The following is a 19,176-nucleotide window of genomic DNA, read 5'->3' as shown; positions in this document are numbered from 1 at the left end:
GCAGTGCAGAATAAGCGCTTAAGAGAATTACGGTGGGAAAATGCAGCGAGAAGCGCCGTCGGCAGGACGGAACAGCGGGCGGCATTTTCCCACCGTTCTGTTTTTGAGTGCTGCCTGCGGCGGGGATTTGAACCGTCGAAAATAACGATTTACGTGAAAAACAGCGGTATTGTGCTGGAGGAATCGTCCATGGCTCTTGTAAACAGGGACACCGGCCTGATTATAGCCATGGGAAATGAGGCGGAGGAGGCTATGGATGCTCCGCCGACTCCTGCTGTCCTTTTACCAGGCCGGGGCGAAAACGGTGTATCTCAGCAGTCTGCCTTTGGAAACTGCCGTAACCTCTCTGGGGGAACAGTGCTCCGTGTTCGTGGGAATTACGTGGAGTGGGAAGGAAAAGGAACGTTTCTGCATAAACGAGAATTGTCCGCATAGAATTTTTTAAAGGAACTTGCGGAGGTTTTTGGTGGCAAAAAAAGTTGTAATGATATGCGTCATGGCATTGCTGCTTCCATATATAATAACCCTGGCATGGACAGGCAGAATCGAGGAAAAGAAGCAGGTACCGCTCATTACCAGCGGAAAAAAAGTGATTCTGGACCGGAAAAACGGGGAATCCTATATGGATGTGGAAGAGTATCTGCCCGGAGTCGTGGCGAAGCAGATTCCGGCGGAGTATGGGAAGGAAGCGCTGCGGGCGCAGGCTGTGATCGCCAGGACGTTTATTTACCAGAAGATGAATGGTCAGGACGAGGTGAAGGAATCGGAGCTTCATATGGAATATCTGGAGGAGAAGCAGATGGAGGCCATGTGGGGAAGCGAGTCATTTGTGACGTATTTTCAGGCGGTGGAAGAGGCCGTGCGCTCGACGGCGGGCGAGGTGATCACCTATGACGGCAAGCTCATTGAACCGCTGTTTCACCGCGCCAGCACCGGGATGACGAGAACCGGAGATGAGAGCCATACGTATTTGCAGGCGGTGGCCAGCAAACGCGATGTGGAGGCAGAAGGCTACCTGACCATGATGACCTGGAGCAAGGAAGATTTTGCCGGCAGGATTAATCAGATCGCCGACAGCGTGCCTGTTGATGCAGGCCAGCTTCCCCAGTCCATTCAGATCATCGTCCGCGACGATGGCGGTTACGTGGGACAGATTCAAATCGGTACAAAGGTGTATACAGGAGAGGAGGTCCAGTATGCACTGGGGCTGCCGTCACCGTCTTATACGCTGGAGGAGTACGACGGCGGAATCCGGGCGGTCTGTCAGGGCGTGGGCCACGGTTACGGTCTCAGCCAGTACGGGGCGAAGTGCATGGCGGAGGAGGGAAAGACCGCGGAAGAGATTCTTGGATTTTTTTATAAAAATATTGTTCTGATTTCTGAATAACTCTTTCTCCTTTGGTAAGAATATTACCGAGGTGATAAACGTGAAAGAGAAAATGAGTCAATTGTTCAAGGATAAAGTATTCCTTGTCCTGTTGGTTTTAGGCCTGCTGACTATAGTTGCTGCGGCAGGAGTCATTACCATTCAAAGAGGAAACAATGACGGCCAGAGTCCATATCTTGAAGTTCCGGACCAGAAGGGTGTCATTGCAGAAGAGACGATACCACAGGAAAACCAGGTAGCAGTTGCCGGTGATTCCAACGCTGAGCAGAATCTGGATGCGGATACACAGGTTGCTGATTCCGCCAAGGCTACAGCGAAAGCAGAGACAGAAGCTAAAAACCCGGCGGTTAAGGCCGGAGCGGAAAAGGAGGCGGCCGCAGCGCTTGTCCTCAATTTTAACGATGCAACAAAGATGGCATGGCCGGTATCAGGAAATGTCATTCTGGATTACAGCATGGAGTCCACCATCTATTTCCCGACTCTTGATCAGTATAAATGTAATCCGGGCATCGTCATTCAGGGCGCCGTGAGCACACCGGTCGTAGCACCTGCAAACGCAAAAATCCAGGAGATCGGTTCTAATGAAGAACTGGGTAATTACGTCATTCTTAATATGGGAAATGACTATACGGCTGTCTGCGGCCAGTTAAAGGAACTGCAGGTAGTGGAAAATGAATATGTCGCTCAGGGCGACGTTCTGGGCTATGTGGCCGAACCTACGAAATATTATTCAATTGAAGGCGCGAACTTATACTTCGAGCTGGAGCACGAGAATCAGCCGGTAGATCCGCTGGATTACATGCAGTGAGAGCGTGCGGACCGGACTGTACCATACGGTGAAGAAAAGAAGGCAGGGCAGAAGGCTTATTGAAGTTTTCTGTTCTGTTTTTTTGTGTAAATGGAGATGGGGATGTGGTATAATATAAATGAGGTTTGTGAGCGGTATTTTTATGTGTGGCCGTCAGGAAAGGAGAAAAATAATGAATTACGATATACTGAAGAAGAATTTTGAAAAGCATGGATTTCATACGTCATATTTCGAGACAGGGGAGGAAGCGGCTTCCTACATAAAAGAGATGGTGAAGGGGAAGGCGGTGGCGCTGGGAGGCAGTGTGACGCTGCAGGAGATAAAACTGAATGAGGTTCTGGAGGGGGAGTGTGCGCTGACCTGGCACTGGCTGGAACCAGGGGCAGAGACGCTTAAGAAGGCGAAGCAGGCAGAGGTCTATATCTGCAGTGCCAACGGGGTATCCGAGACCGGAGAGATAGTCAATATCGACGGGACCGGCAACCGTGTTTCCATGACGATCTACGGGCCTCAGAAGGTGTACTATCTGGTAGGCAGAAATAAGATTTCGCCCGATATGCACAGTGCACTCATGCGTGCAAAGAACGTGGCGGCGCCGAAAAATGCGCTGCGTCTGAACCGGAAGACGCCCTGTGCGGCGAATGGAGGGGACCGCTGCTACGACTGCGACAGTCCGGAACGCATCTGCAGAGCAACCGTCATCCAGGATCGCCCCTGTAACGGTATGGAGGCAGAAGTCGTGTTTATCAACGAGGATCTGGGCTACTAAAAGTAACAGTTCAGCCCTCGCTTCTGGCTGTCGCGGTCCGTCCAGGTGCTTTCGTTTCCCGTACCTTTCCTGTGACTTTGCAGGGCATTAGCAGTTCTTAATGCGCAGAATTTTTCGTTCAGGGGAAATCCCCACCTGTCTGAGCGCAGCGAGTTTGGGGATTTTCACTGGTTTTTAGAAAAATTCTGCACATTTAGAACTGCTTATGCCCGAAACCGGAACAGGAAAGGTACGGGAAACGAAAGCACCTGGACGGACCGCGACAGCCGGAGGCGAGGGCGGAACTGTTACTACTAAAATGTTATAAAAAAATAATAATTTGTTCATATGTGAACTAAGGTAATATGCTATAATAAAGACGAAAATAATGTGACGGGAGTGCGGCTATGAACATATTGTTTTTTTTAACACCAAAGTGTGAAGTAGCATATATTTATGAGGACGAGACTCTGCGGCAGGCCCTTGAGAAGATGGAGTATCACAAGTACTCCGCGGTACCGATTATCAGCAGAACGGGAAGATACATTGGAACCATCACAGAGGGCGATATGCTCTGGGGAATCAAGAATAAGTTTAATTTAAGCTTAAAGGAGGCCGAGCGCGTAACCGTGGCGGCGATCGACCGGAGACTGGACAACCGTCCGGTATATGCAAACTCCAACATGGAAGATTTAATCGACAAGGCGCTGAACCAGAACTTTGTTCCCGTGGTAGATGACCAGAAGAACTTCATCGGAATCATCACCAGAAAGGACATTATTCGCTATTACTACGATAAGTCCCAGGAATGCAGTCAGGCGGCACAGGCCTGTCGGAACGCGGGAGATAAGGCACGGCTGGTGCTGGGATAGGAATTGTGAAAAGGAATCACGGATTAGGAAGCAAGGCTTTGTTAAAACGCCTGTCGACGGGAACGGTTACTTCTGTAACTGGTGTTTCCCGGCGGCAGGCGTTTTTTTGTGTTTATGCTCTTGTCATTTTTTCTTTCTCTTCGTTTAGCAGAGAGATGGAGTCGGCAAAGGTATTGTCGATCACTTTAAGCAGCGTGTCCTGCTCCAGAGTCGGGGAGTAGTAAAAACCCTGCTGGTAGTCGCATCCGGCGTTCGTCAGGATATTTACCTGATTCTCGGTTTCCACACCTTCTGCGATGATATTTAAATCCAGGTCCTTGGCGATGTGGATCAGTCCCTCGATCACGCAGCGTGACTTCGGGTTCGTCTCCAGCTGCCATACGAATAAACGCTCCAGCTTCAGCGTGTTGACCGGAAGCTCCAGGATTGTGGCTACGCCGGAATATCCGGAACCGAATTCGTTTAACACCAGCTCTACGCCCATGTCGGACAGTTCCTGCAGCATGATGTTAATGTTTAAGTATGCTGTGGTCAGGGCGCTTTCCTGGATCTCGATGGCAAGCTTGCCTTTGGGGATCTGGTAAGTATCGATGACGCGTCTGACCTCATCCAGAAAATCTTCCTGCAAAAAGAGGATAGAAGATATCGGGAGAGCGATGGAATCGAATTCCCTGCCTGCCTCGGTGAGCTTTGCGATACATTGGCCCACTTTATCCAGGGCGAAATATTCGAGGGAGCGGATCTGGCCGGAGTCTTCAGCGATCGGAAGAACCTCGCTGGCTCCAATGAGTCCCAGCCCCTTGATGAAGATGCGCATATAAAACTCTGCGCGGCTGAACTTTCCGGTTTCCATATTAAGTGTAGGGCGGTAACGGACCTCAATCTCTTCTTTTTCAATGGCGGTCTTTAAGTATAACGCGATGGTATGGCGGCGAAGCAGCTGCTTCTGAAGTGTACTGTCGAACATAATGGCCTGGTTCGGTCCGCCTTCTTCTGCTCTTAAGACTGCCAGGTCGAGACATTTTAACAGCTCGTCCGGCGTCACGGCGTGTCCCGGATAGGAACACATACCCATCTGAACGGAACAGAGGCAGTCCGTTCCGTTCACTTTCCAGGCGTGATCAAACTGTTCGGCGATCTCTTCTGCAAGATCGGATGCCTGTCCCTGTGAATACTGGTCGAGGATCATGATGTATTCCACGCCGATGTAGTGATAAACAGGTTTTCCTGTCTTTTCTTTTAAATAGGCGAGAATCTGGCTTAAAAGGTTCTCACAGTAATCGTAACCAAATACCTGATTTAATCGTTTGAAATTCTCTATGTATACTTTTAATACAACTCCGCGGTCTGAGGGTGTATCCATGACTTCCGACAGGTGCCGGTAGCATGCGTCACGTTCCAACTTGCTTTCTTCCGCCCTTTCAGTGATCACGGGCTCGGATTCTACCGGTGACGGAGTGGGGATTGTCTTCTTTTGAAACCAACTCATGTGGTCTGCCTCCTGTTTTTGCAATTATTAACTTTATTGTAGTATAAAACAGGCGTGAAATCAAGGAAGATTTCGGTAAATATTGAACCTACTTTACGAGAAGCATGACAGCTCCCAGCAGAAACAGAATCACGCCGGTCAACCGGTTTAAAAGTTTCGGATCTGCTTTGTTTGCGAAAACGGCGGCGATTCGGGCAAACAGGAAGGTAAACACGATACAGAGTACAAGCAGGAACAGATCCGGCATGCCGCCGATGGCAAAATGGGAGAGGGAGCCGGTCAAAGCCGTGAACGTCATGATAAATACGCTGGTTCCGACGGCGGTCTTTAATTCATATCCCAGTACGCTTGTCAGCAGCAGAAGCATCATCATACCGCCGCCTGCGCCGATAAATCCACAGATGAAACCGACCACAATGCCGCTCAGTATGGACTGGATCAGCTTTTGCCTTATGGTCTTGGATTCCTGTGCGTCTTTGGTTGTGAGGACCGGTCTCACTATGAATTTAATGCCCAGAAGCATGGTGAGGAAGACGGATGCGTTCCCCATGGCGTGATTGGGAACCAGGGATGAGATGTAGCTTCCAATCATGGTGAAGATTAAGACAGCGGCCATCATCACGATACCGTTTCGAATATCGAGGTTTTTGTGTTTTCCGTAGGTGTAGGCCGATACGGCGCTGGCGAGAACATCGCTGGCCAGAGCGATGCCGATCGCCTGATAAGCAGGGACTCCTAAAAATGTGATGAGCATGGGGCTGATGACGGCCGCCGCGCTCATTCCGGCAAAGCCTGTGCCGAAGCCGGCTCCGAGGCCTGCAAACAGACATACAATGATTTTTACTAACATGGTAAGACCTTCTTTTCTCTTGTTTTCTTGTTTATTCCCGCGGGTAACGAGCTATGTGCGATGGAGGCATGAGCTTTTGGCGACTGCTGTGAGGGGGTAAATACTCTGTTGCTTGCTGCGGGGGAGTTGATTACGTTTGTTTTAGATTATCCATCATCCGTTTTAATAGATCCGAGAACATATGCCGTTCTTCCTCTGAAATCCCGCGGTTCAGCCGTTCGAAGAAATCCTCCTGTGTCCGTTTTAAATCCCGGGCGACAGGGGCGGCGGCATCTGTCAGCTTTAAATGAATTTTTCTGCGGTCGGCGGTGTCCTCGTGACTCTCTAAGTATCCCAGACCCGTCAGCGACTCCACGGAAGCGGATACCCCTGATTTCGCCAGCATGCGGAAATAAGAGATGTCCTTTGCTGTGTCGTAATCCGGATTATTGTAGAGAAACAGAATGATGTCGGCATCCATCAGCGATAAATGGTGCCGTGCGGCCGCGGTCTGAATGACCTGATTGTAAATCTTGTGAAAGGACTTTGCTCCGGATAAAATATCGCGTGTCTCCATATGATTCACCTCTTTTTCTGTGGATTTCCGCGAGCAGCCAGCCGGGGGCCGAGCTTGTATGAACGAGCATATGGCTGTTAGCATAGGTATATGGCTGTTAGCATAGGTATATGGCTATTAGCATGGACATATGGCTGTTAGCTCGAGTATTTGGCGACTGCCGCGTGGGTCAAATACCCTGCCGCTTGGAACGGAGTATTTGACTGATAGAGTAACAGTTACAAATAGTTTTAAAATGAACTGTTCTTTTTAGAACTATATCAAATCGTTCCGGTTTTGTCAATAGAAATACCGGTGAAGAAGAAAAGGAAGAAGTAAATTTCAGGATATCGGGGAATGATAACCGTGAGGTGAAAATATGAAATCAATCTGGACACAGACAACGAAAATACCTGGAAGAAATCCGCTTCCCGGTAATAAGAAAACAGAGGTTGCAGTAATCGGAGCAGGACTCTTTGGTATTCTGGCGGCCCATTATCTGAAGGAACAGGGAAAAGAAGTGATTGTGCTGGAGGCCAACCGGATCGGAAGCGGCCAGTCGGGATATACGACCGCGAAGATTACATCCCAGCATAACCTCATTTACCAAAAGCTTGTAAACACCATGGGGGAGAAGCATGCCGCCGCTTACGCCATGGCGAACCAGCAGGCTATTCGGGATTATGAGAAGTTAATTGACAGATACCGCATTGCATGTCATTTTGAGAAGAAGGATGCCTATTTATTTTCGGTTAATGAGTCGGAAATTCTGAGGCAGGAGGCGGACTGTGCTGCACGATGCGGCATACCGGCTTCCTTTGTCCGGGAGACGGAGCTTCCGTTTCCGGTTCACGGGGCGGTGCGTTTTGCAGATCAGGCACAGTTTCACCCACTGGAGTTCATCGAAGCGCTCTCCGGGGATTTAACAGTCTATGAGCGGACGAATGTCCGTGAGGTGAAGGGGCATGAGATCATTACGAACAGAGGTGTGGTGAAGGCGGGTCACATTGTATTTGCGTGTCATTTTCCATTTGTAAATATACCGGGCTTTTACTTTCTGCGGATGTATCAGGAAAAGAGTTACGTGATGGCGCTGGGGCCTGTAAAGGAGCTGGAGGGAATGTATCTGGGGATTGATAAAAACTCCTATTCCTTCCGGAGCGCGGGGGATACGCTTCTTTTGGGCCATGGAAGCCATCGGACTGGAAAGTGTCCCAAAAAGAATCCTTACGAAGAGATGCGGCGGTTGAGAGAACATTTTTATCCGGACACGGAGGAATACGGAAGATGGTCGGCGGAAGACTGTATGAGTGTGGACAGTGTGCCTTACATCGGCCATTTCTCCGGCGTGCTTGCGGACTGGTACGTGGCAACGGGATTTGGAAAATGGGGCATGACAACGGCAATGGCCGCGGCCAGGATCGTGACAGCGCAGATTATGGGAAGAAGGACGCCGTACGACGAGGTATTTACTCCGCAGCGGTTCAGGCCAAAAGCGGCGGCGTCCACATTTCTTTCCCATGCCGGTTATTCTGCGGCCGGGCTTATGAGTGGCGCTATGCCAAAGGTTCCCCGGTGTCCTCATCTGGGCTGCAGGCTTGTATACAATCGGATGGACGGGCGCTACGAGTGCCCCTGCCACGGATCGCAATTTGAACAAAATGGAAAAATATGCGTTGGCCCTGCACAAGAAAGCCTTCCTTTCATAAATTGATATTAGAAACTTATCATATTGAAAGGAGTATTTCATCCTATGGATTGTTATACGAAACAAAGATGTCCTGGCTGCCAGGCGCCGCAGGGCGCTAAAGGCCGTCAGGATGTTCCAATGGGCCCAGGCCCGGTGATACGCCCGGATCTTCCTCTGGGATCTGGCCCGGCCGTTCACCACGATTCGGCGACACAGCCGAATATGCCGATGGGGCCAGGACCGGCGATGCCGCCGGAGATGCCGATGGGGCGCGGAGGCGCAACTCAGCCCAATATGCCGATGGGGCGCGGGGGAGCGACGCAGCCGAATATGCCGATGGGCCCGGGGCCAGCAATGCCGCCGGAGATGCCAATGGGGCGTGGGCCGGTAATGCCGCCAGAAATGTCAATGGGGCGTGGAGGAGCGACACAGCCGAATATGCCGATGGGACCAGGACCGGCGATGCCGCCGAATATCCCGGCAGGATGTGGACCTAACATGCGTTCGGAGATGCCGATGGGACCAGGGCCGGCGATACCGTCGAATATGCCCATGGGACGTGGATCTGCAATGCAGCCGAATATGCCGATGGGATCAGGGCCGGCGATACAGCCGGAAATGCCGGTGGGGCGCGGATCAATGATGCAGCCGGAAATGCCGATGGGTCGTGGATCAATGATGCAGCCGGAAATGCCGATGGGTCGTGGATCAATGATGCAGCCGGAAATGCCGATGGGGCGCGGATCGATGATGCAGCCGGAAATGCCGATGGGTCGTGGATCAATGATGCAGCCGGAAATGCCGATGGGGCGCGGATCGATGATGCAGCCGGAAATGCCGATGAGCCGTGGCGCAATGCCGCAGTCGAATGCACTGATGGACTCAGGTACGGTCGCTCGCCGGGAGGTAATGTCAGGCCGTGAATCAGCCGTTAGCCCAGAAATGCCGACGAATTCCGGTTCTATGAATTCATCCTGTGATATCGATCAGTTTCCAGTGGCTATGGCATACGTTCCGTGGCAGCGCTGGCAGCAGGTCTATCCGGTTGAAAAAGCAATGAGCAGAGGGACAATTTTCCCGGATCTGGATAAACCGTTTTCCATGGGGAGGTGCAGATAATGGCAAATACCGATATGAACTGCAGTGCTTTGCTTCAGGCAGTCTATGAGGCGAGCTTCGCTATGGACGATGTGATTCTCTATTTGGATACTCATCCCAGTGATCAGGATGCGCTGAATTACTACCAATATGTATCAGATTTACGGAAACAGGCAATGGATGCCTATGAGGCTCAGTGCGGCCCGCTGATGTTTGACGAAGTCCGGTCCGATAGTTACTGGACCTGGGTCAATAATCCGTGGCCTTGGGAAGGAGAGTGCGGCTGATGTGGAGATATGAAAAGAGATTACAGTATCCGGTAAATATTACTACACCGAATCCTAAGATGGCGACGTTTATTATGAGTCAGTATGGTGGACCAGATGGTGAAATGGGCGCTTCCATGCGCTACTTATCCCAGCGCTACGCCATGCCATATAAGGAGTGCAAGGGACTCCTCACGGATATCGGAACGGAGGAACTCGCTCACCTTGAGATTGTAGCGACGATTGTTCATCAGCTCACCAGGAACTTAACGCCGGAGCAGATTGTGGAATCTGGTTTTGGCCCTTATTACATTGATCACACCACGGGTATATGGCCGCAGGCCGCGGGCGGAATTCCGTTTAATGCCTGCGAGTTTCAGTCGAAAGGCGATCCGATCACCGATCTGGTAGAGGATATGGCGGCAGAACAAAAGGCCCGGAGCACCTATGATAACATTCTGCGTGTAGTGACGGATCCGGAGGTCTGTGACCCGATCCGTTACTTAAGGGAAAGAGAAGTGGTGCATTTCCAGAGATTCGGTGAGGCGCTGCGGATTACCCAGGATAATTTAGACAGTAAGAATTTTTATGCTTTTAATCCCAGCTTTGATGTAAAGAATAATTGCTGATAAAAAGGGAGGGGCCGGCAAGAGGGGGATTCTTGCCGGCCAGAGTATGAAAAAAAGTTTTGTTTGGTTTTTCTCTGTTACATGTATTACTATACATGAGATATGTGAAGAATTTTTGATGAAAATCTGAAAAAAATGTGTACATTTGAATTGGGACAAGTAACACCATAGCAGTTGAAACATTTACTCAAGATATTGTGTATACAGTATTTCAGCTTATTGTATGTTGTGACTTTACAGGAAATCTGGTATATTTGTAAGAGTATTGTAAGAGCAAATGAGACATAAGGAAAGAGGGGACAGGCATGATTTTAGTAGTAAAACGTGATGGGGCAATCGTAGAATTTCATCTGGAAAAGATCTCCGAAGCTATAAGGAAGGCGTTTAAGGCGACGGGGAAATTTTATACGGAAGATATTGTGGAACTGCTGTCGATCAGAGTGACGTCTGATTTTCAGGAAAAGATGAAGGGCGACCAGATTGCGGTCGAGGATATTCAGGACAGCGTGGAGAAGGTGCTGGAGGAAGCCGGCTATACGGACGTGGCGAAGGCATACATATTATACAGGAAGCAGCGGGAGAAGATCAGGAATCTCGGTAAGACAACGCTGGATTATAAAGATGTGGTGGACAACTATGTGAAGGTGGAAGACTGGCGGGTGAAGGAGAACTCTACGGTCACATACTCCGTGGGCGGTCTGATTTTAAATAACTCAGGCGCGGTTACGACTAATTACTGGCTGACGGAAATCTATGATAAGGAAATTTCCGAGGCTTATATGGATGGTGATCTTCATATTCATGACCTGTCCATGCTGACCGGTTACAGCTGTGGCTGGTCTTTAAAGAGGCTTCTGATGGACGGGCTCGGCGGAATTACAGGAAAGATTACGGCGGCTCCGGCGAAGCATCTGGCCACGCTCTGCAATCAGATGGTCAATTTTCTGGGAATAATGCAGAATGAATGGGCGGCCTCCCAGTCATTCTCTTCTTTTGATACGTATCTGGCGCCCTTTGTTAAGGCGGACAACCTCTCGTATGACCGGGTGAAAAAGTGTATGGAGGCATTTGTCTTTGGCGTAAATACGCCCAGCAGATGGGGGACTCAGGCACCATTTTCCCATATTTCCCTGGATTTGATGGTTCCGGAGGATATGGCATCGCAGAAGGCCATCGTGGGTGGACAGGAGATGGATTTCACCTATGGGGAGTGCCAGGCGGAACTGGATATGGTGGACCGGGCATTTCTGGAGACTATGCTGGAGGGTGATGCCAGCGGACTCGGTTTTCAGTATCCAATCCCGTCCTATGGGCTGACTCCGGACTTCGACTGGTCTGATAATGAGAGAAACCGGCTATTGTTTTCGCTGGCTTCCCATTACGGTACGCCGTATTTTACGAATTACGTCCGCAGCGGACTGAAACCGGGAGATGTGAGAATTTCCTATGATGGGGTAACTCCTGATTTACACGAGCTGCGCAGCAAAGCAGGCGGTTTCTTCGGATATGGGGAACATACAGGATCGATCGGCGTGGTTACGATCAATTTGCCGAGGATTGCGTATCAGTCGAAGAACGAGGCGGAGTTCTATGAGAAACTGGATAAGATGATGGATCTGGCGGCGCGTTCCTTGCGGACGAAGCGTGAGGTGATCTCCAATTTACTGAAGAACGGCCTGTACCCATATACGGCCTGCTATCTGTCTGATTTCAGCAACCATCTTTCGTCCATCGGCATTATCGGGATGAATGAGGCCGGCCTGAATGCACCGTGGCTGGGAGAGGGCATGGAATCGGAGAAGACGAGACAGTTTGCCGCTGCCATGTTAAATCATATGAAGGAAAAGATCGTGGGATACCAGCTGGAATACGGGGATCTCTACGGTCTTGAGGCGACGCCGGCTGAGTCGGCTACCTACCGTTTCGCCATGCTGGATAAGGAAAAATTTCCTGGTATCAAGACGGCGGGGCACGAAGGAGATGCACCGTATTATACGAACAGTACGAAGCTGCCTGCGGACTACGATGGTTCCCTGGAAGATGCTCTGGCGAATCAGGATCAGCTCCAGCCGCTTTATACGGCAGGAACCGTGTTCCATGTTTATATGGAACGCGAGTTTGACGACTGGAAGAAGGCGCGGGATCTGCTGCACGACATAACGACTGGTCATGATATTCCTTATTATACGCTGTCGCCGATTTACTCTATCTGCCAGTCCTGCGGATATCTGCCGGGAAGGCAGAATGTGTGTCCCAAATGCGGAGGGCGCGCCGCTGTCTACAGCAGAATTGCCGGTTATTACAGACCGGTTCACGACTGGAACGAGGGGAAGGCACAGGAGTTCAAAAACAGAATCATGTTCCGTGTCTGAGTTTTGGCTATCCTGTAAGCAGCAGTGAATTTTCCGATTATGCACATCTAAGGTATATTCGCATATGATATAGTACAAACCTGATAAATTAAAGGAGATCAATCATATGTGTTGTTGTAATAATAGATGTAATGTAAATTGTGGATGTAATTGTGGATGCGGTTCCTGGAGCTGTGGATGCGGAAATAACAATAATAACAATAATAATTCCTGCTCATGCAGACCGAATGACTGGGCTAACTGCCAGTTCCGCCGCGGCTATGCTGCAGGCTTTAACGCAGGTTATGAGACCGGCTTCAGAGATGGCTTCTGGGCAGGCAATAATAACAACGTAATGCCGATTACGGCTCCTGGCACCGCTGCTGAAGGCGGATGCGGATGTGGCTGCCGCTAATCACCTCGTAAAAATGGATATTCGTTGACACGATAAGATCCGCCGGCACATTGAGTGCCGGTGGAAACATTAAACAGTAAAAAGAAAAAAGAAAAGCCAAAAGCCAAAAACAGAAAAGCTTTTATGAAACGCAGAAATGAGCCGTTTCATAGAAGCTTTTTTCCTGCGTTTCCCCTGCGCATATCTGAAAACCCATTCCACCCGCTGCCCACTCCGCTTCGCAGCATATTAAGCCCCTATACAGTCAGCGCAGCCCGCTGCACCTCCTCCATTGGGACTCAATTTCCCACAACGTGTGACTTACAGCTGACGAAAAGCAATTTTCAAACACACGCAGGTTTTCAAGAGCCGATCATCCGAATAAGAAAAAATAATGACAAAAAAAGGGAATATAGTTTGGTGATATTGCACATTGTAAAACTGAATACATTATGCTAGTCTATATACAAGTCATTGAGGTTGTATACAAATTAAAAGATTTGAATACATTTAGAAAAACAGACCGGGATGACGGAATAACTGACCAGACCAATAAAGAAATAAGTAAAGGAGAAACAAATCATGAACATGGATTACTTAACAGACAAGTTTTCGCTGGACGGAAAAGTTGCACTGATTACAGGTGCTTCCTACGGAATTGGTTTTGCAATGGCAAAGGGAATGGCTGCAGCCGGCGCAACGATCGTGTTTAACGATATCAAGCAGGAATTAGTAGATAAGGGAATTGCTTCCTATAAAGAAGAGGGAATCGATGCTCACGGCTACGTATGTGACGTAACCAATGAGGCTGCTGTGAATGAGATGGTAGCCCGTATCGAGAGCGAAGTCGGCGTGATTGATATTCTTGTGAACAATGCCGGTATTATCAAGCGTATCCCGATGTGCGATATGACCGCTGAGCAGTTCAGACAGGTGATTGACGTTGATTTAAATGCTCCATTTATCGTTTCCAAGGCAGTTATTCCGTCTATGATCAAGAAGGGACACGGTAAGATCATCAACATCTGCTCCATGATGTCTGAACTTGGACGTGAGACTGTATCCGCTTATGCGGCGGCAAAGGGCGGCTTAAAGATGCTGACCAGGAATATTGCGTCTGAATACGGTGAATTCAACATTCAGTGTAACGGCATTGGACCTGGCTACATAGCGACTCCTCAGACTGCTCCGTTACGTGAGACACAGCCGGATGGCTCCAGACACCCATTTGACCAGTTTATCATTTCCAAGACACCGGCAGGACGCTGGGGAGAAGCGGAAGACCTTGCTGCACCGGCAGTATTCTTAGCTTCCGATGCATCTGATTTCATCAATGGACACGTTCTCTACGTAGACGGCGGTATCCTGGCTTATATCGGCAAGCAGCCGCAGTAAATGACTGGAAACAGGGACCGGCGGGAACGGTAATGCTGCATAGACGGCAATTGACCGTAAAGAAAGGTTATGCTATACTATGAGCACCCGGTGTACTTAAGCCTGGTTATAAAAGAACGAATATTCATGCCATGATTCTGTTTCCGGCAGAGCTCATGGCATGTTTTTTAGAAATGATGACGGAGAGGTGCCATGGAAGAGAAGACGAAAGCCTATAAAAACCGCGGGGAGCTCGTTTTTGAGACGTTAAAGCGGGAGATACTGGACCTGGAGCTGAAACCGGGGCAGATGATCAGTGAGAATGAGATCTGCGAGCGTTTCGGCGTTTCGAGGACGCCTGTGAGAGAAGCGGTCAGAAGACTGCAGGAGCAGGGGTTTGTCATTTCCGTGCCCTATTCCGGCACTCAGGTAACGCTTTTAAATTTGAACAATATCAAACAGATGATCTATATGCGCGTGGCGGTGGAGACCATGGTCATGCGGGATTTTGTGGACATTGCGACTCCGCTGTGGATGGAGGAGGTCCGCTACATGATCAGAAAGCAGCAGGCCCTTATTCAGGAGAAGGGATTCGAGCCGGAACAGTTCTACCGCATGGATGCGGAGATGCACGCTATCTGGTTCCGGGCTACGGACAAGATGAAGCTCTGGGATATGATTCAGGCGCAGCAGCTTCACTATACCCGGTTCCGTATGCTGGATTTCGTTACAGAGACGGATTTTACCAGGATCATACGGGAGCATACGGAGCTCTTTGAACTGTTGGAGAAAAAGGATATTGCCGGGCTGGAGCGTTCCCTGAAGGAACATCTCTATTACAGCATGAAACGCATGAAACACCAGATCGATGTGGAATATAAAGATTATTTTGAACAGGAGGAATAGACGATGGCGAAAGTATCGATTACCGTAAAAGATGAAAATGGCGCGGTAAAAAGCTCTGTCTGCGGTGAGGAACGGGCCGTTCTCGTTTACGAGGGCGCGTACGGCGAAGGAGATACCATCACATTTACGACAGACGCAGTGAACCAGCACTACGTGGTTCGTGTGGATGACACCATGGATGAGGCGCTTGTTTATATCACGAAGCCGGAAGTGGTTTATGGGATCCCATTTGATGAGAAGAAGGTTTCCTATAATCCAAAATCATTTGCCGGGGAGAAACACTATCTGACCATGAGAACAGCGGAGGCGTATGAGACCGCGGCTTACCGCAATCTTGCAAAGAACGTGATGGACCAGCATGGCGATCCGGGATGTTATCCCCATGTGTATGCGAATGTGGAGACACGCGGCGAAGCGGTGTTTGCAGCGCGCAATGCCATTGACGGCGTGGTTTCCAACGAATCTCACGGTGAATGGCCGTATGAGTCCTGGGGAATTAACCGTCAGGATGATGCGGAGATGACCCTGGAATTCGGTCGTCCCGTGGATTTTGACAGGATTGTTCTCGTTACGAGAGCCGATTTCCCTCATGATAACTGGTGGGTAAAGGCGACGTTTACCTTTTCCGACGGCACCACGGAAGTGGTGGATATGGAAAAGAGCGTGAAGCCTCATGAGTTCAGAATTGAGAAAAAGGGAATCACCTGGTTGAAACTCAGCGATTTGATCAAGGCAGATGATCCGTCTCCGTTCCCGGCGCTGACGCAGATTGAAGTTTACGGGAAGTAAGAGACTGCAGGAAGCAGGAGAAAATGAAGTGCAAATATAAGGTACGCAGCCCCGCCGAGGTCTGCGTACCTTATTTGTCAATTTCTTGTAACAGTTCAGACGGCGGAAAAATCAGTGCAAAGGCGGGCGTTAAGCTTGCTTATAAGACCGTTTTTGCACTGATTTTTACATCGGATGGATATCCGATGCTTCTTGACCGGATTTTTCGGTCAAGAAGATGAGCCGTCTGAACTGTTGCAATTCCTTCACGATATTTGAAATTTCCTCTTTCCCTTTTTCCTTTATTCGAGTAAAATGGTACTATGACAGACACCATTGAGGGGTGGTATAATGAGTCATAATAAGGAGGAAAACATATGGAACTGCTGTTTATGGAGCCTGTGTTCAAGGAAGCAATATGGGGAGGCACGAAGCTTCGCGACGTGTTCGGCTATGAGATTCCAAGTGATACGACAGGCGAATGCTGGGCTGTGAGCGCCCATAAGAATGGAGACTGCCGGATCGCCGGCGGTATGTATGACGGACGGCTGCTGAGCAGCCTGTGGGAAGAGAAACCGGAGCTTTTCGGGAATTATCCGGGAGATCAGTTCCCTCTTCTCGTCAAGATTATTGATGCTAAGGCGGATTTAAGCATTCAGGTTCATCCGGATGACGAGTATGCGAAGGTTCATGAGGACGGATCGCTGGGAAAGACAGAGTGCTGGTATATTCTGGACTGTGACCCGGGGACGGAGATTGTCATCGGCCACCATGCAGGGAGCCATGAGGAGATGGAAGCCATGATCCGCGGCCATCAGTGGGACGAATTTATCCGCAAGGTCCCGGTGAAGAAGGGCGACTTCTTCCAGATCAATCCGGGATGCGTCCATGCCATCAAGGGCGGGACTCTGATTCTGGAGACCCAGCAGAGCAGTGATATTACATACCGTGTCTACGACTATGACAGACTGTCCGATGGAAAACCGAGGCAGCTGCACGTGGAACAGAGCATTGCGACCATTGAGGCGCCGTTTAAAGAGGCCTCCTGTGACACCTTTACGGAAAAGATACCGGGGGCTGTGCACACGCACCTCATTACGTGTCCGTTCTATTCTGTGGACAAGTATGAGATTGACGGCGTGTTTACCAGGGAATTCAGCCGGTTTTTTGCCAATGTCAGCGTGATCAGCGGCAAAGGCTATGTAAACGGAATTCCGCTGGAAACGGGACAGCATTTTATCGTTCCGGCAGGAGCAGGAGAATTGAGATTTGAAGGAAAGATGTCGGTGATCTGTTCCAATCCGGAGTCAGGGACTCTGTAGGAAGCTGCGGCACATCGGGATTCAGATAAAGGAAGAATATAGACAGGAGGAGTAATGAGATGAGACTTGGAGCATTAGAGGCAGGCGGGACTAAGATGGTTTGCGCCATCGGCAACGAACAGGGTGATATTTTTGAGCGGGTTTCGATTCCGACGGAGACACCGGAGATTACGATGCCGAAGCTGATTGCATATTTTAAGGACAAGGAGATCGAAGCGCTGGGAATCGGCTGTTTCGGTCCCATCGATTTAAACAGAAAGTCGGAGACCTACGGATACATTACCACGACACCAAAGCTTAAATGGGCCAATTATAATATAGTAGGCGCGTTCCAGGAGGCGCTGGGTGTACCGGTTGGCTTCGACACGGATGTGAATGGTTCTGCGCTGGGTGAGGCGACCTGGGGCATCACAAAGGGGCTGGAAAACAGCGTGTACTTTACCATCGGAACCGGAGTGGGCGCCGGAATCATTTCCAACGGAAAGCTGCTCCACGGCATGCTTCATCCGGAAGGCGGCCATGTGCTTTTAGCGAAGCATCCGGACGACACGTATGCGGGAAAATGCCCGTATCACAGAAACTGTCTGGAAGGACTGGCTGCGGGACCAGCCATTGAAGAGCGCTGGGGCAAGAAAGGAATCGAGCTTGCAGACAGGAAGGAAGTATGGGAGATGGAGGCCTTCTACATCGGCCAGGCCATCGTGGATTATATCGTGATCCTGTCTCCTCAGAGAATCATTCTGGGCGGAGGCGTTATGCATCAGGAGCACATGATGCCGTTGGTGAGAGAAGAAGTGAAGCGCCAGCTAAACGGCTATATCCAGACAAAGGAACTGGAGGATTTGGACAGCTACATCGTTCTTCCAAGCCTGAATGACAATCAGGGAATCATGGGAGCCTTAAAGCTCGCCATGGATGAACTGGAGCTGGCAGAGTAAGCGGGTAATTGCCATTTTTCTCCTAGTGATAAAGCAATACTGGTATGTTATGATACGTTTTGTAACAGAAATGTAACGATTTTGTAATATACAAGGAGGACTTTATCATGAGAAAGTTACCATTATATGTTCTGGCAGCAGCAACCGCACTGAGCATCGCCAGTGTACCGATGACGGCTCACGCAGCGACCTTTCAGGTAGTTGGAGGCGGCAATGGTATGAATGGTTATATGACTAACTGCAGCGGACAGACCGGCAATTTGGCAAATATGTTAAGTCAGCTGGGCGCGGGTACGGGCAGCAGAACCAGCTTGGGCTGCGGTCTCGGTCAGAACTTAGCGGGTAACGGATCCTGCGGTTACGGCCAGGGCTGTGCGGACAACGGTTCCTGCGGCTACGGTCAGGGTTGTGCAGACAACGGATCCTGCGGCTTCGGTCAGAGCTGCTCCGGCAACCAGAACTGCACCAACAGTCAGAGCTGCGGCGGAAATCAGAACAGCGGCATGAATGGACAGAATTTTCCTTTCATGATGATGCGTTAGAGCACTTTTCAAACACGCTCTGATTCACGGTGCGACTACGGAAGAAAAACAGCGTTAGAACGAATAGAAAAAAAGAAAAATGATACATAAACAGAAATAAAAAGCAGATAAAAAAGCAGAGAAAAGAATCTCCGCTGCACAGATCGGAATGTGCGGCGGGGATTCTTTTTTTCTCCTGCGATTTTCTTCTGAAACAGGAATACGGTTAC

Annotated in this window: 22 protein-coding genes; 19 read left to right on the top strand and 3 right to left on the bottom strand. The window is 49.8% G+C overall.

What is annotated here, in order from left to right:
- Positions 1 to 3 precede the first annotated feature (3 nt).
- The 5 genes from M1L66_RS22670 (at position 4) to M1L66_RS22650 (ending at position 3,815) form a co-directional block, all read left to right on the top strand.
- A complete protein-coding gene (locus M1L66_RS22670) occupies positions 4 to 435 on the top strand; it encodes a rod shape-determining protein (RefSeq protein WP_187018478.1) in 432 nt (143 codons plus the stop codon).
- A gap of 31 nt (positions 436 to 466) precedes the next feature.
- Positions 467 to 1,387 carry a SpoIID/LytB domain-containing protein gene (locus M1L66_RS22665; protein WP_434688383.1) on the top strand — a complete coding sequence of 307 codons (921 nt, stop codon included), beginning with the start codon at positions 467 to 469 and terminating at the stop codon, positions 1,385 to 1,387.
- Between the two features lie 40 nt (positions 1,388 to 1,427).
- Positions 1,428 to 2,195, top strand: coding sequence for a peptidoglycan DD-metalloendopeptidase family protein (locus M1L66_RS22660; RefSeq protein WP_187018479.1), 768 nt, complete (start codon positions 1,428 to 1,430; stop codon positions 2,193 to 2,195).
- A gap of 172 nt (positions 2,196 to 2,367) precedes the next feature.
- Positions 2,368 to 2,964: a lactate utilization protein gene (locus M1L66_RS22655; RefSeq protein WP_434688381.1), complete on the top strand. Its 597-nt coding sequence runs from the start codon at positions 2,368 to 2,370 to the stop codon at positions 2,962 to 2,964.
- A 386-nt stretch (positions 2,965 to 3,350) separates the two neighbouring features.
- Positions 3,351 to 3,815: a CBS domain-containing protein gene (locus M1L66_RS22650; protein WP_187018483.1), complete on the top strand. Its 465-nt coding sequence runs from the start codon at positions 3,351 to 3,353 to the stop codon at positions 3,813 to 3,815.
- Positions 3,816 to 3,927: 112 nt separating this feature from the next.
- On the opposite strand, the gene M1L66_RS22645 is transcribed toward M1L66_RS22650, so the two are convergent.
- The 3 genes from M1L66_RS22645 to M1L66_RS22635 all read right to left on the bottom strand — a co-directional run bounded on the left by M1L66_RS22645 (position 3,928) and on the right by M1L66_RS22635 (position 6,710).
- Positions 3,928 to 5,304, bottom strand: a complete 1,377-nt coding sequence (locus tag M1L66_RS22645) for an EAL domain-containing protein (RefSeq protein ID WP_434688379.1) — start codon at positions 5,302 to 5,304, stop codon at positions 3,928 to 3,930.
- Positions 5,305 to 5,392: 88 nt separating this feature from the next.
- The gene (locus M1L66_RS22640) at positions 5,393 to 6,154 is read right to left on the bottom strand and encodes a sulfite exporter TauE/SafE family protein (RefSeq protein ID WP_434688377.1); all 762 of its coding nucleotides are present in this window, start codon (positions 6,152 to 6,154) and stop codon (positions 5,393 to 5,395) included.
- A gap of 130 nt (positions 6,155 to 6,284) precedes the next feature.
- Positions 6,285 to 6,710, bottom strand: a complete 426-nt coding sequence (locus tag M1L66_RS22635; protein WP_434688375.1) for a MarR family winged helix-turn-helix transcriptional regulator — start codon at positions 6,708 to 6,710, stop codon at positions 6,285 to 6,287.
- Positions 6,711 to 7,068: 358 nt separating this feature from the next.
- Here M1L66_RS22635 and M1L66_RS22630 point away from each other — a divergent pair, with 358 nt between their 5' ends.
- From M1L66_RS22630 to M1L66_RS22565, 14 genes are all read left to right on the top strand, one after another.
- Entirely contained in the window at positions 7,069 to 8,403 is a 1,335-nt protein-coding gene (locus tag M1L66_RS22630; RefSeq protein ID WP_187018489.1) for an FAD-dependent oxidoreductase, read from the top strand.
- A 39-nt stretch (positions 8,404 to 8,442) separates the two neighbouring features.
- Positions 8,443 to 9,498, top strand: a complete 1,056-nt coding sequence (locus M1L66_RS22625) for a spore coat associated protein CotJA (protein ID WP_434688373.1) — start codon at positions 8,443 to 8,445, stop codon at positions 9,496 to 9,498.
- Positions 9,498 to 9,764 (top strand): spore coat protein CotJB, encoded by a 267-nt coding sequence (locus tag M1L66_RS22620; protein ID WP_187018491.1) that lies wholly within the window; start codon positions 9,498 to 9,500, stop codon positions 9,762 to 9,764. Before M1L66_RS22625 ends, M1L66_RS22620 begins: the two co-directional genes overlap by 1 nt.
- A complete protein-coding gene (locus tag M1L66_RS22615; RefSeq protein WP_187018493.1) occupies positions 9,764 to 10,372 on the top strand; it encodes a manganese catalase family protein in 609 nt (202 codons plus the stop codon). The genes M1L66_RS22620 and M1L66_RS22615 overlap by 1 nt, the downstream gene beginning before the upstream one ends.
- 305 nt (positions 10,373 to 10,677) lie before the next feature.
- On the top strand, positions 10,678 to 12,744 hold the full coding sequence (locus tag M1L66_RS22610) for a ribonucleoside triphosphate reductase (RefSeq protein WP_434688371.1): 2,067 nt from the start codon (positions 10,678 to 10,680) through the stop codon (positions 12,742 to 12,744).
- A gap of 106 nt (positions 12,745 to 12,850) precedes the next feature.
- On the top strand, positions 12,851 to 13,138 hold the full coding sequence (locus M1L66_RS22605) for a hypothetical protein (RefSeq protein ID WP_002603014.1): 288 nt from the start codon (positions 12,851 to 12,853) through the stop codon (positions 13,136 to 13,138).
- A gap of 123 nt (positions 13,139 to 13,261) precedes the next feature.
- Positions 13,262 to 13,576, top strand: coding sequence for a DUF6783 domain-containing protein (locus tag M1L66_RS22600; RefSeq protein ID WP_349768841.1), 315 nt, complete (start codon positions 13,262 to 13,264; stop codon positions 13,574 to 13,576).
- A 129-nt stretch (positions 13,577 to 13,705) separates the two neighbouring features.
- On the top strand, positions 13,706 to 14,512 hold the full coding sequence (locus tag M1L66_RS22595) for a gluconate 5-dehydrogenase (RefSeq protein ID WP_055658310.1): 807 nt from the start codon (positions 13,706 to 13,708) through the stop codon (positions 14,510 to 14,512).
- Positions 14,513 to 14,704: 192 nt separating this feature from the next.
- Positions 14,705 to 15,397 carry a GntR family transcriptional regulator gene (locus tag M1L66_RS22590; protein ID WP_187018497.1) on the top strand — a complete coding sequence of 231 codons (693 nt, stop codon included), beginning with the start codon at positions 14,705 to 14,707 and terminating at the stop codon, positions 15,395 to 15,397.
- 3 nt (positions 15,398 to 15,400) lie between these two features.
- On the top strand, positions 15,401 to 16,186 hold the full coding sequence (locus tag M1L66_RS22585; RefSeq protein WP_187018498.1) for a carbohydrate-binding protein: 786 nt from the start codon (positions 15,401 to 15,403) through the stop codon (positions 16,184 to 16,186).
- Positions 16,187 to 16,209: 23 nt separating this feature from the next.
- The gene (locus M1L66_RS22580; RefSeq protein WP_434688368.1) at positions 16,210 to 16,407 is read left to right on the top strand and encodes a hypothetical protein; all 198 of its coding nucleotides are present in this window, start codon (positions 16,210 to 16,212) and stop codon (positions 16,405 to 16,407) included.
- A 135-nt stretch (positions 16,408 to 16,542) separates the two neighbouring features.
- Complete coding sequence (gene manA, locus M1L66_RS22575) at positions 16,543 to 17,487, top strand: mannose-6-phosphate isomerase, class I (protein ID WP_002603018.1); 945 nt, start codon at positions 16,543 to 16,545, stop codon at positions 17,485 to 17,487.
- 59 nt (positions 17,488 to 17,546) lie between these two features.
- The gene (locus M1L66_RS22570; RefSeq protein WP_187018502.1) at positions 17,547 to 18,425 is read left to right on the top strand and encodes an ROK family protein; all 879 of its coding nucleotides are present in this window, start codon (positions 17,547 to 17,549) and stop codon (positions 18,423 to 18,425) included.
- A gap of 107 nt (positions 18,426 to 18,532) precedes the next feature.
- Complete coding sequence (locus M1L66_RS22565) at positions 18,533 to 18,967, top strand: surface protein (RefSeq protein WP_434688366.1); 435 nt, start codon at positions 18,533 to 18,535, stop codon at positions 18,965 to 18,967.
- The last annotated feature ends 209 nt before the right edge of the window (positions 18,968 to 19,176 follow it).

Source organism: Hungatella sp. SB206 (assembly GCF_051132295.1).
GTDB classification, from domain to species: Bacteria; Bacillota; Clostridia; order Lachnospirales; family Lachnospiraceae; genus Hungatella; species Hungatella effluvii.
This window is presented reverse-complemented; position numbering and strand designations above follow the sequence as displayed.

Bases quoted from the DNA above. Each gene is read 5' to 3' on its own strand.
- M1L66_RS22625 (WP_434688373.1), top strand. From the start codon at position 8,443: ATGGATTGTTATACGAAACAAAGATGTCCTGGCTGCCAGGCGCCGCAG.
- M1L66_RS22585 (WP_187018498.1), top strand. From the start codon at position 15,401: ATGGCGAAAGTATCGATTACCGTAAAAGATGAAAATGGCGCGGTAAAA.
- M1L66_RS22630 (WP_187018489.1), top strand. From the start codon at position 7,069: ATGAAATCAATCTGGACACAGACAACGAAAATACCTGGAAGAAATCCG.
- M1L66_RS22570 (WP_187018502.1), top strand. From the start codon at position 17,547: ATGAGACTTGGAGCATTAGAGGCAGGCGGGACTAAGATGGTTTGCGCC.
- M1L66_RS22615 (WP_187018493.1), top strand. From the start codon at position 9,764: ATGTGGAGATATGAAAAGAGATTACAGTATCCGGTAAATATTACTACA.
- M1L66_RS22620 (WP_187018491.1), top strand. From the start codon at position 9,498: ATGGCAAATACCGATATGAACTGCAGTGCTTTGCTTCAGGCAGTCTAT.
- M1L66_RS22565 (WP_434688366.1), top strand. From the start codon at position 18,533: ATGAGAAAGTTACCATTATATGTTCTGGCAGCAGCAACCGCACTGAGC.
- M1L66_RS22640 (WP_434688377.1), bottom strand. From the start codon at position 6,154: ATGTTAGTAAAAATCATTGTATGTCTGTTTGCAGGCCTCGGAGCCGGC.
- M1L66_RS22635 (WP_434688375.1), bottom strand. From the start codon at position 6,710: ATGGAGACACGCGATATTTTATCCGGAGCAAAGTCCTTTCACAAGATT.
- M1L66_RS22650 (WP_187018483.1), top strand. From the start codon at position 3,351: ATGAACATATTGTTTTTTTTAACACCAAAGTGTGAAGTAGCATATATT.
- M1L66_RS22645 (WP_434688379.1), bottom strand. From the start codon at position 5,304: ATGAGTTGGTTTCAAAAGAAGACAATCCCCACTCCGTCACCGGTAGAA.
- M1L66_RS22580 (WP_434688368.1), top strand. From the start codon at position 16,210: ATGAAGTGCAAATATAAGGTACGCAGCCCCGCCGAGGTCTGCGTACCT.
- manA (WP_002603018.1), top strand. From the start codon at position 16,543: ATGGAACTGCTGTTTATGGAGCCTGTGTTCAAGGAAGCAATATGGGGA.
- M1L66_RS22605 (WP_002603014.1), top strand. From the start codon at position 12,851: ATGTGTTGTTGTAATAATAGATGTAATGTAAATTGTGGATGTAATTGT.
- M1L66_RS22595 (WP_055658310.1), top strand. From the start codon at position 13,706: ATGGATTACTTAACAGACAAGTTTTCGCTGGACGGAAAAGTTGCACTG.
- M1L66_RS22655 (WP_434688381.1), top strand. From the start codon at position 2,368: ATGAATTACGATATACTGAAGAAGAATTTTGAAAAGCATGGATTTCAT.
- M1L66_RS22600 (WP_349768841.1), top strand. From the start codon at position 13,262: ATGAAACGCAGAAATGAGCCGTTTCATAGAAGCTTTTTTCCTGCGTTT.
- M1L66_RS22590 (WP_187018497.1), top strand. From the start codon at position 14,705: ATGGAAGAGAAGACGAAAGCCTATAAAAACCGCGGGGAGCTCGTTTTT.
- M1L66_RS22610 (WP_434688371.1), top strand. From the start codon at position 10,678: ATGATTTTAGTAGTAAAACGTGATGGGGCAATCGTAGAATTTCATCTG.